At 67.9% G+C, this 14,679-nt stretch carries 11 protein-coding genes; 8 read left to right on the top strand and 3 right to left on the bottom strand.

All coding sequences use genetic code 11. From position 1 onward, the window contains the following. Window positions 1-19 precede the first annotated feature (19 nt). Both G3572_RS13825 and G3572_RS13820 read left to right on the top strand, forming a co-directional pair. Window positions 20-1,804 (top strand): Na/Pi cotransporter family protein, encoded by a 1,785-nt coding sequence (locus G3572_RS13825; RefSeq protein ID WP_240335552.1) that lies wholly within the window; start codon window positions 20-22, stop codon window positions 1,802-1,804. A gap of 3 nt (window positions 1,805-1,807) precedes the next feature. Further along, entirely contained in the window at window positions 1,808-3,448 is a 1,641-nt protein-coding gene (locus G3572_RS13820) for a metallophosphoesterase family protein (RefSeq protein ID WP_164612885.1), read from the top strand. An 8-nt stretch (window positions 3,449-3,456) separates the two neighbouring features. On the opposite strand, the gene G3572_RS13815 is transcribed toward G3572_RS13820, so the two are convergent. Together G3572_RS13815 and G3572_RS13810 are read right to left on the bottom strand one after the other, a co-directional pair. Further along, window positions 3,457-4,995: a phospholipase D family protein gene (locus G3572_RS13815; RefSeq protein ID WP_164612883.1), complete on the bottom strand. Its 1,539-nt coding sequence runs from the start codon at window positions 4,993-4,995 to the stop codon at window positions 3,457-3,459. Then, window positions 4,995-5,723 (bottom strand): endonuclease/exonuclease/phosphatase family protein, encoded by a 729-nt coding sequence (locus G3572_RS13810; RefSeq protein ID WP_164612881.1) that lies wholly within the window; start codon window positions 5,721-5,723, stop codon window positions 4,995-4,997. The genes G3572_RS13815 and G3572_RS13810 overlap by 1 nt, the downstream gene beginning before the upstream one ends. Window positions 5,724-6,038: 315 nt before the next feature. Between G3572_RS13810 and G3572_RS13805 the strand changes: the two genes are divergently transcribed. Then, the gene (locus tag G3572_RS13805) at window positions 6,039-6,722 is read left to right on the top strand and encodes a type 1 glutamine amidotransferase domain-containing protein (RefSeq protein ID WP_164612879.1); all 684 of its coding nucleotides are present in this window, start codon (window positions 6,039-6,041) and stop codon (window positions 6,720-6,722) included. A 49-nt stretch (window positions 6,723-6,771) separates the two neighbouring features. Here the strand turns inward: G3572_RS13805 and G3572_RS13800 are convergent, their stop codons facing one another. Then, window positions 6,772-7,770 (bottom strand): 2-hydroxyacid dehydrogenase, encoded by a 999-nt coding sequence (locus tag G3572_RS13800; protein WP_164612877.1) that lies wholly within the window; start codon window positions 7,768-7,770, stop codon window positions 6,772-6,774. Window positions 7,771-8,030: 260 nt separating this feature from the next. Between G3572_RS13800 and G3572_RS13795 the strand changes: the two genes are divergently transcribed. From G3572_RS13795 to G3572_RS13775, 5 genes are all read left to right on the top strand, one after another. Then, window positions 8,031-8,984: a TAXI family TRAP transporter solute-binding subunit gene (locus G3572_RS13795; RefSeq protein ID WP_164613198.1), complete on the top strand. Its 954-nt coding sequence runs from the start codon at window positions 8,031-8,033 to the stop codon at window positions 8,982-8,984. Between the two features lie 77 nt (window positions 8,985-9,061). Next, window positions 9,062-11,149 carry a TRAP transporter permease gene (locus G3572_RS13790; RefSeq protein WP_164612875.1) on the top strand — a complete coding sequence of 696 codons (2,088 nt, stop codon included), beginning with the start codon at window positions 9,062-9,064 and terminating at the stop codon, window positions 11,147-11,149. Further along, window positions 11,146-11,505, top strand: coding sequence for a DUF1850 domain-containing protein (locus G3572_RS13785; protein ID WP_164612873.1), 360 nt, complete (start codon window positions 11,146-11,148; stop codon window positions 11,503-11,505). Before G3572_RS13790 ends, G3572_RS13785 begins: the two co-directional genes overlap by 4 nt. Window positions 11,506-11,639: 134 nt before the next feature. Further along, window positions 11,640-13,382: a sensor histidine kinase gene (locus tag G3572_RS13780; protein ID WP_164612871.1), complete on the top strand. Its 1,743-nt coding sequence runs from the start codon at window positions 11,640-11,642 to the stop codon at window positions 13,380-13,382. Beyond that, complete coding sequence (locus tag G3572_RS13775) at window positions 13,379-14,677, top strand: sigma-54-dependent transcriptional regulator (protein WP_164612869.1); 1,299 nt, start codon at window positions 13,379-13,381, stop codon at window positions 14,675-14,677. The genes G3572_RS13780 and G3572_RS13775 overlap by 4 nt, the downstream gene beginning before the upstream one ends. Window positions 14,678-14,679: the final 2 nt, after the last annotated feature.

Below are 14,679 nucleotides of genomic sequence, written 5' to 3'. Positions count from 1 at the left end.
AACAATTCCGGGGTCTGAGTTGACAGATTTGCACGCGGGTGCAATGCTGGACGGCAGCGACGCGCCCTGCGGATCGGCGGGCCTGCAACTCTTCGGGGGGGAGCCGTTTTCGGCAACCGCATTGCCCCGTCAACCGGAGGATTCTGAAATCGGCTCCACGCTTGTTCTGATCGATATTCTGGGGGCCGGGGCGCTGCTGCTCTGGGGGTTGCGGCTGATCAAGACCGGCATGTTGCGCGCCTTTGGCAGTTCGCTTCGCGTCTGGATCGGTCGGGGCGCGTCGAACCGGATCAAGGCCCTGATCGCAGGCTTCGTCGCCACGCTGGCGGTGCAGTCGAGCACGGCAACGGCGGTGATTGCCGCGTCTTTTGCCGCGCGCGACCTGTTGTCGGGGGTGATGGGGCAGGCGGTGATGCTGGGGGCCAATATCGGCACCAGCGTGGCGGCGGCGGTGCTGTCGCTTGATCTGCACTGGCTCTCGCCGCTGCTGATCCTGATCGGGGTGGTGGTGTTCTCGCGCTCGGGGCGCGCGGGGGGCAAGGGCATTGGCCGCGCCATCCTCGGGCTGGGGCTGATGCTGCTGGCGCTGGACCTGCTGGGGCAGGCGACGGAACCGATGCGCGAGTCGGCGGTGGTGCGGCAAGTGCTGCTGGCCTTGGGGGGCGCGCCGCTGTTCGCGCTGATCTTCGGCACCGGACTGGCGGCGCTGGCCTCGTCCAGCCTTGCGACCGTGCTGTTCGTGATGCTCTTGGCGCAGGCGGGGGTGGTGTCGCCCGAACTGGCACTGGTGCTGGTGGCCGGAGCCAATCTGGGCGGGGCGATCCCGCCCTATCTTGCGGTGATGTCGGACGGGGTGCAGGCGCGGCGGCTGGCGCTGACCAACCTTGCCGTGCGCGCGGGCGGGGCTGCGGTGCTGACGCTGGCCGCGCCGCTGCTGGCCCGTCTGGCGCAGCCCTATTTCGCCGATACCGCCGCCCTGACGCTTGGCGCGCATATCGGCTTTTCGCTGGTGCTGGCGGTGGTGTTCCTGCCGCTGCTGACCCCGCTTTGCGCCCTTGTCGAACGCTGGATGCCGCATCAGGCCGCGCTCGATTTCGCGCCGAAATATCTCGACGACAGCGCCATGTCCTCGCCGACCATCGCGCTTGCCGCCGCCGCGCGCGAGACCTTGCGCCTTGGCGATCTGGTGGGCGAGATGCTTCAGCTTTCGCTCGATACGCTGCGCGGCCATGATGACCTTGCGCGCGACCGCCTCTCTGCCGCCGAGGACGAGGTGGACCGCCTGCACAATGCCATCAAGATCTATCTTGCACGCCTCTCGCGCGAGGAACTGGACGCAGATGACATCCGCCGGATGAGCGAGATCCTGTCTTATGCGGTCAACCTTGAACATATCGGCGATCTGATCGATTCCGGCCTGTCGGAGCTTGCGATCAAGAAAGACCGCCGCCGCCTGAGCTTTTCGCCCGAGGGGATGGAAGAGATTTCCGCCTTCTACCAGCGCACCATCGAGATTCTGGCGGTGGCGCAAAGCGTGTTCCTGTCGCGCGACGAAAACCTCGCGCGCGATCTGGTCAAGTGCAAGGTCGAGGTGCGGCAGATGGAGGCGCTGTCCGCCGAGCGCCATATGGAGCGTCTGCGCGAGCGGCGGCTGGAAACGGTGGAAACCTCCAGCCTGCATCTTGATATCCTGCGCGATCTCAAGCGGGTGAACGCGCATCTGATCTCGGTGGCCTATCCGATCCTCGATGGCATCGGGGCTCTGGGCGACACGCGTCTGCAACCCGTCAAGCGAAAGGGCTGAGTGATGCACCGCTTTGCCGTCGTGTCCGATCCGCATATCCATGCGCTGTTTCCGGACTACGGCGTGGAGGGCGTCCGGTTTCAGGGGCGCGCGGGGGCCTGTGTGCGCAGCCGCCGCGACAGTGTGGAATCGACCCGCATCTTCAACGAAAGCGGCCTTGCCCTGACGGCTGCGCTGGAGGCCTGCGCGGCGCAGGGCATCCGCACCGTGCTGATCCCCGGCGATCTGACCGATGACGGGCAGGCCCCCAGCATGGAGGCCGCGCTGGCGCTGCTGGTCGATTACGGCACGCGCCATGACATGCGGTTTTTCCTTTGCCCCGGCAACCATGACGCCTATGGCATGAGCGGGCGGCCCCATACCAAGGCCTTTTTGACCGGCAGCGGCGGCAGCGTCACCGTCAGCAGCCGCCCAGAGGATGCAGGCAAGCCTGCGGGCGGCGAAACCGTCCATGATCCGCGCATGGGCTGCGGCAGCTATGTCGGGCTGGCAGAGGCGTGGCGCGCGCACGGGCTGATGCGCGATCCGCGTGATCTGCACTGGGAAAGCCCCTTTGGTCCCGACGATTCCCCCGCCAGCCGGATGCATGACATGACCGCCGCCGATGGCCGCACCACGCATCGGCAGATCGACCTGTCTTATCTGGTCGAACCCGAGCCGGGCCTGTGGCTGGTGTCGATCGATGCCAATGTGTTCGAGCCGCGCAGCGGCAGGCCCGACAACACGCAGCCCGATGCCTTCGAAGACAGCACCAACGCGGGCTGGAATGCGCTGGTGCGGCTCAAACCCTTTCTGCTGGACTGGATGGCCGATGTCGCGCGGCGGGCGCAGGACTTGGGCAAGACGCTGATCTGTTTCTCGCATTACCCCGTGGCCGATGTGCTGCGCGGCACGCTGGAGGCAGAACGGGCGCTGTTCGGGCAAAGCACCGGCGTCCGGCGCAACCCCACGCCCGCCACCACGGCGCGCGTCGCGGCCACCGGAATCGGCAGGCATTTCTCGGGCCATCTGCATTATCATGCGACTGCCCGCGCCGCAGAGGGCGGGCCTGCGCTGGTCAATCACGCGGTGCCGTCGCCGGTGGCCTTCCCGCCTGCCTTCCTGCTGGCCAGCGCCACCCCTGCCACGCTGACCACTACCCCGCAGGTGATCGACTTTGCGGGCTTCGATGCCTTCTTTCGCTTTTACGGCAAAGGCGGGGAAGCGCCCGACTGGCTGGAGGCCGCGACCTACCCCGAGTTTCTCTATCGCCATATCGGCGCGCAAGTGCGGCACCGCTTTTTGCCCAATGACTGGCCGCAAGACCTGCGCGCCTGTCTGGAGGGGCGCAGCACGGGCGATCTGGTGGCTCTGGCGCGCCGCGATGCGCCCGCCGATGCCGCAGACCCGTCACTGCCCAAGGGGGGCGCGGGCCTGCCCGTGACCCGTTTGCTGACGGACTGGTATGCCCTGCGCAGCGCGGGCGAGCTGGCGAGGCCCTTCCTGACCGACGACGCGCTGCGCGACTATTCCGCCTTGATCGCGGCCTACGCGGGGCGCCACTGGGCCGACCCGACCTCGGTGCAGGCGCGCATCCAGATTTTCGTGCACATGCTGGCGCAGATGCTCGCCGATGCAGGGATCGCCCCGGAGGATGCGGCCTAGGGGCCGCGCTACATCAGCCATTCCACCGGCAGCCATCCGACCACGGCGACCACCAGCCGGCGCGGGGCGGTCAGGCCGGGTTCCTTGGTGCGGATCACGCCACTGGCCATGTCGATCCATATCTTTCGCCGACCCTTGAGCGCCACTTTCCACGCCAGCCCCGCAAGACCGCTGTCAAAGGTTGTGTGCAGCGCCTCGGCCATTTGCGGGCTGTCGATCAGGATGCCCATTTCGGTGTTGAGCGTGGTGGAGCGCGGATCAAAGTTGAACGAGCCGACGAAGACGCGTTTGCCATCCACCGCAAAGGTCTTCGCGTGCAGACTGGCCTTCGCCCGCCGGAACCGCCCGCGCCTGCGACGCTGCGGATGGGCTTCGGCGCGGGCATGCACCTCGAACAGCGTCATTCCGGCCCGCAGCATCGCGCGGCGGCGTTTCGCATAGCCCGCATGGACCGCGACCACATCGGTGGCGTCGATCGCATTGGTCAGCGCCCGCACCGCGATGCCTTGCGCGGTCAGGGTGGCAAAGGCGCGCACCCCCGCCTTGCCCGGCACCAGATAGGGGGAAACCACATCCAGCCGATGCTCGATCTGCCCCACCGCCTGCCGCAACCGCGTGGCCAGCAGGTCCTGGCGCGGCACCGCGCCCTGGCCCTTGATCGGGTCGTCACTGACCAGCACCGCCTTCGTCCATTGCAGCGCCAGATCGCCCCCGCGCAGGGCGGCGGAAATGGGGCTGGCCTCGACCAGCGCGCGAAACTCTGTCCATGCGGGCAGGGCGCAAAAACGCGAAAGCCCCGCCGCTATCGGGTCGGCCTGCTTTGGGCGGCGCAGGATATCCGAGGCGGGATGGGCAGAGCGGCAGGCCCAATAGCGGTCAAAATCGGCACTGACCTCCGGCACGATGGCCCCGGCGGCCAGCACATCAAGATCGATGAACAGCGCCTCGGGGCAGGTTTCGAAATAGCGGTCGCCAATATTGCGCCCGCCAAGGATCGTCGCCACCCCGTCCACGGTGAAGGATTTGTTGTGCATCCGCCGGTTCAGGCGGAAGAAATCGAAGCCATAGCACAGCGGCTTGACCCGCCGTAGGTTGAAGGGGTTGTAAAGCCGCACCTCGGCATTGGGATGCGCATCCAGCGCGGCCAGTTCCCGGTCCAGCCCCGCCGTGCCGTTGTCATCCAGCAAGAGCCGCACCCGCACCCCGCGCTCTGCCGCGCGTTTGAGGGCATCGAGCAGCAGAAATCCCGTCAGATCCCCATACCAGATGTAATATTGCACATCGATCGAGGACACCGCCGCATCGGCCAGCATCAGGCGGGCGGCAAAGGCATCGGCCCCGTTCGGCATCGGCCTGATCCCCGTCAGCCCCGGCGCGACGGAGGCTGGCGGGCACAGCGCCGCGACGATGGGGCCACCGGTGACCGGGGGCAGGGCGCGGCTTTCGGTCCGTCCGGGCAGCACGGGCACCGGAAACAGCGCCCGCGCCAGCCCGATCAGCAAAGCGACAAGAAGGCAAAACTGGAACAGGACCCAAGCGACGCCCATCACGAGGCGGCAGCGGCAGAGACCGCTTCGGCAGGCGCAAGAAGCCGGAAATGGCCGAGGATCGGCCGATGGTCCGAGGCCATCACCGCCTCGGGTCCGGCAATGACACTGCTGCCGAGCAGTTCCAGATCGCGGCTGAAGGCCAGCCTGTCCAGCCGCAGGAACGGGCGGCCCGCCGGAAAGGTCGGGCCGGGGCTGTGAACCGAAAGCCAGTCCGGCACCGCCTCGAACCCGTGTCGGTCACGCCATTCGTTGTAATCGCCCGCAATCACCGTGGGGCGATGGGCCAGTTCGGCCAGACGGTCCACGATGAAACCAAGCTGCTTGCGCCGGTTGCCGCGCAACAGGCCCAGATGCACGCCGACGATGCGGACGGGCAGGCCGCGCACCGTCAGATCGACGATCACCACCCCGCGCGGCTCCAGCGACGGCAGATCGTGCAGATGGATCGCCTCGACCTCGATGCCGGGGCGTTTGAGCAGCGCAATTCCGTGCCAGCCCAGTCCCACGGCGTTTTCGGTCAGGTCCACCACCTCGAAAGGGCCGATCCGGCCGTGGCTGCGGGGCAGCGCGGCGGGGCGTGGGTGCAGGCGGAAATCGGCCTCTTGCAGCAAGACCACATCGGCATCAAAGCCCACGATGGCATCGATCGTGCGCGCGGGTTGGCGGCGAAAGTCGCGGCCCAGACCGGCACGGATGTTCCAGCTTGCCACGCTCAGGTCGGACATTCCCGTTGATCCTTTCTGGCTCGAGGCCGGTTTCATCTCTGCCTTGGGGCATCGCCGCTGCGCCTGTTCATCGCCCAGACGAACAGGAAGCGGGCATGGGCAGCCGCAGGTAAAGCGCGCAACCCCGCGCATGGGTTCCCCGCCGTGCGGATGCATCCGCCCCTGTCACAGAACGGCAGCGGTGCTGCCGCTGTCAATCCTGTGATGTGCCAATCCCGCGCCGCGCCGGAACCTGTGCGGCCCGCTGCGGGTTTGGTCCGCAGCCCCCGGTGCCAATCCGGGTCGCCGGGGCCAGACGAACAAGGAAAACGGCTGATGAAAATACTGATGGTTCTGACCTCGCATGACCGACTGGGCGATACCGGCAAGAAAACCGGCTTCTGGCTCGAAGAGTTTGCCGCCCCCTATTACGTGTTCAAGGATGCGGGCGCGCAGATCACCCTTGCCTCTCCCAAGGGGGGCCAGCCGCCGCTTGATCCGGCCAGCGATGCCAAGGATGCGCAAACCCCCGCGACCGACCGTTTCAAGGAAGATGCGGCGGCCAAGGCGGCCCTTGCCGATACGGCTGTTCTCGCTTCGGTGTCCGCCGACGGGTTTGACGCCGTGTTCTATCCGGGGGGCCACGGCCCCCTGTGGGATCTGGCCGATGATCGCCATTCGCAAATCCTGCTGGGCCAGTTCGCCGCCTCGGGCCGTCCCATCGGGGCGGTGTGCCATGCGCCCGCCGTCTTCAAGGATGCCAAGGGCGCCGATGGCAGGCCGCTCGTCGCGGGCAAGACCGTGACCGGATTTTCCAACACCGAGGAAGAGGCGGCCGGCCTGACCGATGTTGTGCCTTTCCTTCTGGAAGACATGCTCAAGTCTTCGGGCGCAACCTATCGCAAGGCGGCCGATTGGCAGCCCCATGTCATCGTCGACGGCCAGCTCGTCACCGGACAGAACCCTGCCTCCTCGGAAGAGGCAGCAGAAAAGCTGCTGGCCTTGCTCAAGGCCGCATGACGCTCCGCTCCCCCTCGCCCCGACGGGGCAGGGGGGCGGTTCGCCGCCGCTAATCGGGCAAGCTCACAGGGTGCAGCGGTGCGCCCCCGTCGCGGAAGGCGGTGATGTTTCCCACCGTCACCGCCGCAATCGCCTGAAGCGCCTCCCGCGTGAAAAAGCCCTGATGCCCGGTGATCAGCACATTGGGAAAGGTCAGCAGCCGCGCAAAAACATCATCGGGAATGTATTGGGCCGACAGGTCCTCGAAGAACAGGTCGCCCTCTTCTTCATAGACGTCGAGCCCGAGCGCCCCGATCTGCCCCGATTTCAGCCCGCGGATCACCGCCCGCGTGTCCACCACCGCCCCGCGCGAGGTGTTGACCAGCAGCACCCCCCGCTTCATCGCCGCAATCGCCGCATCGTCGATCAGATGGTGCGTCGCGGGCGTCAGCGGGCATTGCAGCGTCAGGATGTCCGAGCGCGCCAGCGCCTCGTCCATCGTCACATAGCGCACCCCGAGCGCGGTGCATTCGGCACTGGGCGAGGGGTCGAAGGCCAGCACCTCGCAGCCGAAGCCCGTCAGGATGCGCGCCAGCACCGTGCCGATCAGCCCGGTGCCGACGATCCCCGCCACCTTGCCATGCATGTCAAAGCCCATCAGCCCGTCGAGCGCGAAGTTCCCCTCGCGCACCCGGTTGAAGGCGCGGTGCGTCTTGCGGTTCAGCGTCAGGATCAGCGCCGCCGTGTGTTCGGCCACCGCATGCGGCGAATAGGCCGGCACCCGCGCCACCGCAATTCCCGCCGCCCGCGCCGCCGCAAGGTCCACATGGTTGAATCCGGCCGAGCGCAGCGCGATCAGCCGCACCCCCATGCCGGCCAGACGCCCGATCACCGGCCCCGACAGATCATCATTCACAAAGGCGCAGACCGCTGCCGCCCCTTCGGCCAGCCGCACGGTATCGGCGTTCAGCCGCCCCTCGTGAAAGCGCAGATCCAACCCTTGCCCGCTGGCCGCCGCCTTCAGAAAGGCGTGATCGTGCGGCTTGGCACTGAACACATCGACACGCATGGCCCACCTCGTCCTGCTGTTCCGGCTCTGGGTCAGGCTATGCGCGTGGCCGTCAAACGACAAGTCCGCGCCATCGCGCGGCCCTCGTGGCGAAATCTCGCGCGGGGGCTGGCGAAAGCTTGCGACGAAGCTGCGCGGCTGCGTGCCAAGCCCTCTTTGCAGGCCCGCCCTGCACGGGCCAAACTGCGCCATCCCGCGGAGGAGCGGGGTTACGCCGTGGCAGGCCAGTCCTGCCCGCATCCAAGGAGGATCACATGACCATGTCCCTGACGCGCGGATTCCGCGCGCTTGTCGCCTGCACCGCGCTCACAGCGCTGCCCGTGTCGGCACAGGCCGAGCAATTCATCAACATCCTGACCGGCGGCACCTCGGGCGTCTACTACCCCATCGGTGTCGGCCTGTCGAAAATCTATGCCGACGGCATCGAAGGCGCGCGCACGCAGGTGCAGGCCACCAAGGCCAGCGTGGAAAACCTGAACCTCTTGCAGCAGGGCAAGGGCGAATTTGCCATCGCGCTGGGCGATTCCGTGAAACTGGCATGGGAAGGCGATGCCGAGGCGGGCTTCAACGCCCCGCTGACCAAGCTGCGCGGCATCGCTGCCGCCTATCCGAACTACATCCAGATCGCGGCGAGTGCGAGCAGCGGCATCACCACCGTGACCGACCTGCGGGGCAAGTCGATCTCGGTGGGGGCCGCGAAATCGGGCACCGAACTCAACGCCCGCGCCATCCTCGAGGCGCTGGACATGAGCTATGCCGATCTGAGCAAGACCGAATACCTGCCCTTCGCGGAATCGGTGGAACTGATGAAGAACCGCCAGCTTGATGCCACGCTGCAATCGGCGGGGCTTGGCGTGTCCTCGCTCAAGGATCTGGCAACGTCGGTGCCGACCACCATCGTCTCGGTTCCGGCCGAAGTGGCGGAAACCCTTGGCGCGCCCTACCTCGCCGCGACCATTCCGGCCGGCACCTATGAAGGCCAGACCGAAGACATCCCGACCCTCGCCGTCGGCAACTTCTTCCTGACCCATGAAGGCGTGGATGACGAAACCGCCTATCTGATGACCAAGCTCCTGTTCGAGAACCTGCCCGCGCTGGCCGCCGCACATCAGGCCGCCACCGCCATCTCGCTCGATACCGCGCTCGACGGCATGCCGGTGCCGCTGCACCCCGGCGCGGAACGCTATTACCGCGAGGCCGGTCTGATCCAGTAATCCCCGCGCAAGACGGGGCCAGACACAAGACCGTGGCGGGCCGCACAGGCCCGCCCGCATCGCTCGGGGAGGGGCAAATGACCAAAGACAAAGCCGACGCCGTGGTAGAGGCGCATAACCCGCATGATCCGCTGGCGGCAGGTTTCCCGCCGGGGTGGGAGGGGCGGGCGCTGTTCTATATCGCCATCGCGTTTTCCGTGTTCCAGATCCTGACGGCGGCGCATCTGGTGGATTTCGCCAGCCAGATCACCCGCGCCTTCCATGTGGGCTTCCTGCTGCTCCTGGGGTTCCCGCTCTTGGCGTTGATGCGCGGGGCAAGGCCGCTGGTGCGCGCGCTGGCATGGGGGCTGGCGGCGCTGTCGGTCGGGGTCGCCTGGTACCAATGGGCGGAATATGTGCCGCTGCTCATGCGCGCGGGCGATCCGCTGCCGCTCGATATCGTGGTGGGCGTCATCGCGCTGGCCACCGTCTTCGGCGCGGCCTGGGCCATGATGGGGGCGGCGCTGCCGATCATCGCGGGCACCTTCCTTGCCTATTGCCTCTGGGGCCAGTATCTGCCCAGCCCGCTCAACCATCGCGGCTATGATTTCGCGCAGGTGGTCGAGCATATGGCCTACGGCACCGAAGGCATCTACGGCATTCCCACCTATGTCTCGTCGACCTTCATCTTCCTGTTCATCCTGTTCGGTGCCTTTCTCGAAAAGGCGGGGATGATCAAGCTGTTCACCGATGTCTCGCTCGGCCTTGTCGGGCACAAGATGGGCGGGGCGGCCAAGGTCTCGGTCCTGTCGTCGGGGTTGATGGGCACCATTTCCGGCTCGGGCGTCGCCAATGTCGTCACCACCGGCCAGTTCACCATTCCGCTGATGAAACGCTTCGGCTACCGCCCCGCCTTCGCGGGCGGTGTCGAGGCCACGGCCAGCATGGGCGGGCAGATCATGCCGCCGGTGATGGGCGCTGTGGCCTTCATCATGGCCGAAACGCTGGGGGTTGCCTATATCGAGGTGGTCCGCGCCGCCATCATCCCCGCCATCCTGTATTTCACCGCCGCCTTCTGGATGGTGCATCTCGAGGCAGGCCGGATGAACCTGCGCGGGCTGTCGAGGGCAGAGCTGCCTTCCCCCCTCGCCGCGCTCAAGGCAGGCTGGCACCTGATCCTGCCGCTGGCCGTGCTGGTCTGGCTCCTGTTCTCGGGCTACACGCCGCTGTTCGCAGGCACCGTCGGCCTTGGCCTGACCTTGATGCTGATCCTCGGGGCCAGCGTGGCACTGGGCCTGCCTGCTGGCGTGATCCGCATCATCTTCTGGATCGGGCTGGGCTTTGCCGCAGGGGCCTTCCTGCAATGGGGCATCTGGGTGGTGGCCGGCGTCGTCGCCGCGCTGATCGCGCTCAACGCGCTGTCGCAGGGTGGGCGCGAGACGCTGATCATCTGCCGCGACGCACTGGCCGATGGCGCGAAAACCGCGCTGCCCGTCGGCATCGCCTGCGCGCTGGTGGGTATCATCATCGGCACCATGACGCTGACCGGCGCCGCGAACACCTTTGGCCAGTTCATCGTGGGCGTGGGGGAAAGCAGCCTGTTCCTCTCGCTCGTGCTCACCATGATCACCTGCATCGTGCTGGGCATGGGGATTCCCACCATCCCCAATTACATCATCACCTCCTCCATCGCCGGACCGGCGCTGCTGGAACTCGGGGTGCCGCTGATCGTCAGCCATATGTTCGTGTTCTACTTCGGCATCCTTGCGGACCTGACGCCGCCCGTCGCGCTGGCCTGCTTTGCCGCAGCCCCCATCGCCAAGGAACGCGGGCTGACCATCAGCCTGAACGCGGTCAAGATCGCGGCGGCGGGTTTCGTGATCCCCTTCATGGCGGTCTATACCCCCGCGCTGATGCTGCAGAACGGCGGGCCACTGGCCGAGGCCATCGGTTTCATCCCCGCGGTGATCTACATCGTCACCAAGGCGCTGCTCGCCATCGGCCTCTGGGGCGTGGCGGTGATCGGCTGGCTGGGAACGCCGCTTGCCCTGTGGCAGCGTGCGCTGGCGATGCTGGCGGCGGGCGCGCTGGTGGTGGCGCTGCCCGCCACCGATGGCATCGGCTTTGCGCTGGTGCTGGCCTTCGCGGCCCAGCACCTGATGCTGCGCCGCAGGGCCGCCGCATGAGCTGCCTGATGGCGGGGGCGGTGGCGCTGGCGCTTTCCGGCCCCGGCTTCACCCTGCACTGGACCCATTCTGTCGAGAAAACCGAATGGGTCGAGGCGTGGGAATTGCGCCCGCACAGCCTCTATCTCCTAGAGGCCCGCATCAAGGGCAGCGGCGCGGGGATGGAGCCGGGGGAGGGCGCGGTGCAGGAAAACGGCTGGTGGGTCTGGTCCCCCGGCACCGAAGTGGCCGAGCTACACCTCGCCGCCTCTGGCAGCACAGGCGCGGGCTGGCGGCTGTGCGACGGCGGCACCTGCCATGACGTCGGCCGCACGGCGGGCCGCGCCATCCGGCTTGCCCCCTGCGACAGCCCCTGAAACCGCTTTGCTTGCCCCCGCCCGAGGGTGCAAGATGACCCGACCCGAAGACAAAGGCCCCGCCCGATGACCGCCCGCGCCCCCCATACCCCTCTGCCCGCGCCGCCGCCTGCGCGCGAAAGGGCAGGGCGTGCATGACCGGACGCGGCATCCTGCCCCCGCTGCTGGCCGCGCTGGTCGCCGCCGCCCTTGCCTGGCTGGTCGCCGAACGCTGGGCCACCGCCAGCCTTCGCGAAAGCCTTGACCGCTCGCTCCTCCTGACCGCCCGCGCGGTCGAGGCGGAAATCGACCGCTTCCGCGCGCTGCCCGATGTGGCGGGCGAAGATGCCCGCATCCGCGCCGCGCTGATCGATCCGCGCGCGCTCGACGCCGCCAACCGCTATCTGGAAACCATCTCGGCCCACGGCGGTGCCTCCGATCTTTTCCTCATCAATGCCGAAGGTCAGGCCATCGCCGCCTCCAACTGGAACCGCCCCAGCAGTTTCGTGGGCGAGCGCTACAGCTTCCGCCCCTATTTCACCCAAGCGATGGAAAGCGGGCGCGGCCAGTTCTATGCCATCGGCGTCACCACCGGGGTGCCGGGCTATTTCCTGTCCACCCGCGTGACCTCGGGCGACCAGACCGGAGTGCTGGTGGTAAAACTCGACCTGCGCCCCTTGCAGGCCACATGGCGCAGCGCGGGCGCACAGATGGCCCTTGCCGATGCCGACGGCGTCATCTTCCTGTCGGGGCGCGAAGACTGGCTCTATCGCCCGCTGGCACCGCTCGGCGCCGAGACGTTGCAGCGCCTCGACGCCACCCGCGCCTATGACGGGGTCGATCTGGCCGAGGCCCCGCCGCTCTTGCCGCGCGCGCCCCTCGGGGCAGATGCCACCGGCGAGGGCTGGATCGCACGGCTGACAGGGGTGGACCGCACCGGCTGGCGGCTGATCGCCGCGCGCCCCGCCGCCGATGTCAGCGGCTTTGCGCTCGGCTGGGCGCTGATCGCCGCCCTTCTGGCCCTCGCCGCCGCCGCTGGCCTGAAGACTTGGGAACAGCGCCGCCAGTTGATCGCCCTGCGCCTGTCACAATCCGAACGGCTGGAATCGATGGTCGCCACCCGCACCGCCGACCTTGCCCGCGAAGTCGAGGCGCGGCGGCAGGCCGAATCCGACCTGCGCGCGGCACAGGAGCACCTGATCCACGCCGAGAAGATGGCCGCGCTTGGCCGCATGTCCACCGCCATCGTGCATGAAATCAGCCAGCCGCTTGCCGCGATGGAGGCGACGCTCGCCGCCGCCGAGATCGGCCTGCCCCCCGCCGATACCGGCACCGCGCCGCGCCTTGCCACCGCGCGCGGGCTGATCCGCCGCATGCAGCGCACCACGAAACATCTGAAGAGCTTTGGCCGCAAGGAGGCAGGGGCGCTCAACCTGATCGACCTGTCGCCGGTGATCGTCTCGGCGCTGGAGCTTGTCACCCCGCGCGCCCGCGCTGTGGGCGTCACTCCGGTCTTCCACCCCGCCAGCGTCACCGTTCTGGCGGGCGCGGTGCGCATGGAACAGGTGGCGGTCAACCTGATCCTGAACGCGCTCGACGCCGTCGAAGGCCACTCCGGCGCATCGGTCACCGTCAGCCTTTCGGCGCATGGCCCGCACGCCACCCTCACCGTCAGCGACACCGGACCCGGCATCGACCCCGATATCCTGCCCCGCGTCACAGAACCCTTCTTTTCCACCAAGACCAGCGGCGAGGGGCTGGGGCTGGGGCTTGCCATCTGCAAGGCGATCCTGTCGGAATTCGGCGGTGATCTCGCCATCACCTCCGCCCCCGGCCAAGGCACCACCGTCACCGTCACGCTGCCCTTGGCTGCCCGGTCGCGTGAGGCCGCCGAATGACCGCGCGCCTTTTCGTGGTGGAAGATGATGACGACCACCGTGCCGCGCTCTGCGATCTGATGCAGGCGGCGGGCCATGTGGCCACCGGCTTTGCCAGCGCCGCCGCCGCCCTTGCCGCCCTGACCGACCCGCCCGACCTGATCCTCACCGATCTGCGGATGCCGGGGATGGATGGGCTTGGCCTGTTGCGTGCCATCCGCACCCTGCCGCTCGATCTGCCGGTGGTCTTGCTGACGGGCCACGGCGATATCGGCCACGCGGTGCAGGCCATCCGCGCCGGAGCCGAGGATTTTCTGGAAAAGCCCTATGACGCCGCGCATCTCATCGCCGTTGTCGCCCGCGCGCTTTCCGCCCGCGCCACGCGGGCCGAGGTGGGGCGGCTGCAACAGGTGCTTGCCGAACGGGCCGAGGTGACGCTTCTGGGCCAGAGCCGCGCCATCCGCGCCTTGCGCGACCGCATCGCAGCCCTCGCGCCGCTCGATGTCGATGTGGTGATCTCGGGCGAGACCGGCACCGGCAAGGAACTGGCGGCCCGTGCGCTGCACGCGGGCGGGCCGCGCGCGGATGGCCCCTTCGTGGCGATCAACTGCGCCGCCTTGCCCGATGGCATGGCCGAATTCATCCTCTTTGGCCATGCCGCCGGGGCCTTTCCCGGTGCCACCACGGCCCGCGCGGGCAAGCTGGAGGCCGCGCACGGCGGCACTCTGATGCTGGACGAAGTGGAATCGATGCCGCCCCCCGTGCAGGCCAAGCTGCTCCGCGCGCTGCAAGACCGCAGCGTCGAACGGCTCGGCGAAAACGGCCTGCGTCCGCTCGATTTGCGGGTGATCGCCACCACCAAGGCCGATCTGCGCGACGCCCCCGATTTTCGCCCCGATCTTTACTTTCGCCTTGCCGGTGCCGATCTGCGCACGCCCCCCCTGCGCGAGGCGGGCGAGGATATTCCCCTGATCTTTGCCCATTACGCGCAACTCGCCGCCCGCCGCTATGGCCGCCCCGATCCGGTTGTGCCTTTCGCGCTGGAACAGCAACTCAAACGCCGCGCATGGCCCGGCAATGTGCGCGAACTCAAGGCCGCCGCCGAGGCCCATGCGCTCGGCCTCTTTGCCCCTGCCGCCACGGACGACACCGGCCTGCCCGAAGGCACGCTGGCCGAACGGGTCGCCGCCTTCGAGGCCCGCGAGATTGCCGCCGCCCTCGACCGCCACCGCGACAACACCCTGCGCGCCGCCGAAAAGCTCGGCCTGCCGCGCCGCACCCTGAACGACAAGATGCGCCGTTACGGCCTGACCTGAGC

The organism is Pseudotabrizicola algicola, assembly GCF_010915705.1.
Lineage (GTDB): Bacteria > Pseudomonadota > Alphaproteobacteria > Rhodobacterales > Rhodobacteraceae > Pseudotabrizicola > Pseudotabrizicola algicola.
This window is presented reverse-complemented; position numbering and strand designations above follow the sequence as displayed.

What these genes read in the sequence shown, in the direction of transcription:
- G3572_RS13795 (WP_164613198.1), top strand. Translation starts at nt 8,031, where the DNA reads ATGTCCCTGACGCGCGGATTCCGCGCGCTTGTCGCCTGCACCGCGCTC.
- G3572_RS13775 (WP_164612869.1), top strand. Translation starts at nt 13,379, where the DNA reads ATGACCGCGCGCCTTTTCGTGGTGGAAGATGATGACGACCACCGTGCC.
- G3572_RS13810 (WP_164612881.1), bottom strand. Translation starts at nt 5,723, where the DNA reads ATGTCCGACCTGAGCGTGGCAAGCTGGAACATCCGTGCCGGTCTGGGC.
- G3572_RS13820 (WP_164612885.1), top strand. Translation starts at nt 1,808, where the DNA reads ATGCACCGCTTTGCCGTCGTGTCCGATCCGCATATCCATGCGCTGTTT.
- G3572_RS13805 (WP_164612879.1), top strand. Translation starts at nt 6,039, where the DNA reads ATGAAAATACTGATGGTTCTGACCTCGCATGACCGACTGGGCGATACC.
- G3572_RS13790 (WP_164612875.1), top strand. Translation starts at nt 9,062, where the DNA reads ATGACCAAAGACAAAGCCGACGCCGTGGTAGAGGCGCATAACCCGCAT.
- G3572_RS13800 (WP_164612877.1), bottom strand. Translation starts at nt 7,770, where the DNA reads ATGCGTGTCGATGTGTTCAGTGCCAAGCCGCACGATCACGCCTTTCTG.
- G3572_RS13785 (WP_164612873.1), top strand. Translation starts at nt 11,146, where the DNA reads ATGAGCTGCCTGATGGCGGGGGCGGTGGCGCTGGCGCTTTCCGGCCCC.
- G3572_RS13815 (WP_164612883.1), bottom strand. Translation starts at nt 4,995, where the DNA reads ATGGGCGTCGCTTGGGTCCTGTTCCAGTTTTGCCTTCTTGTCGCTTTG.
- G3572_RS13780 (WP_164612871.1), top strand. Translation starts at nt 11,640, where the DNA reads ATGACCGGACGCGGCATCCTGCCCCCGCTGCTGGCCGCGCTGGTCGCC.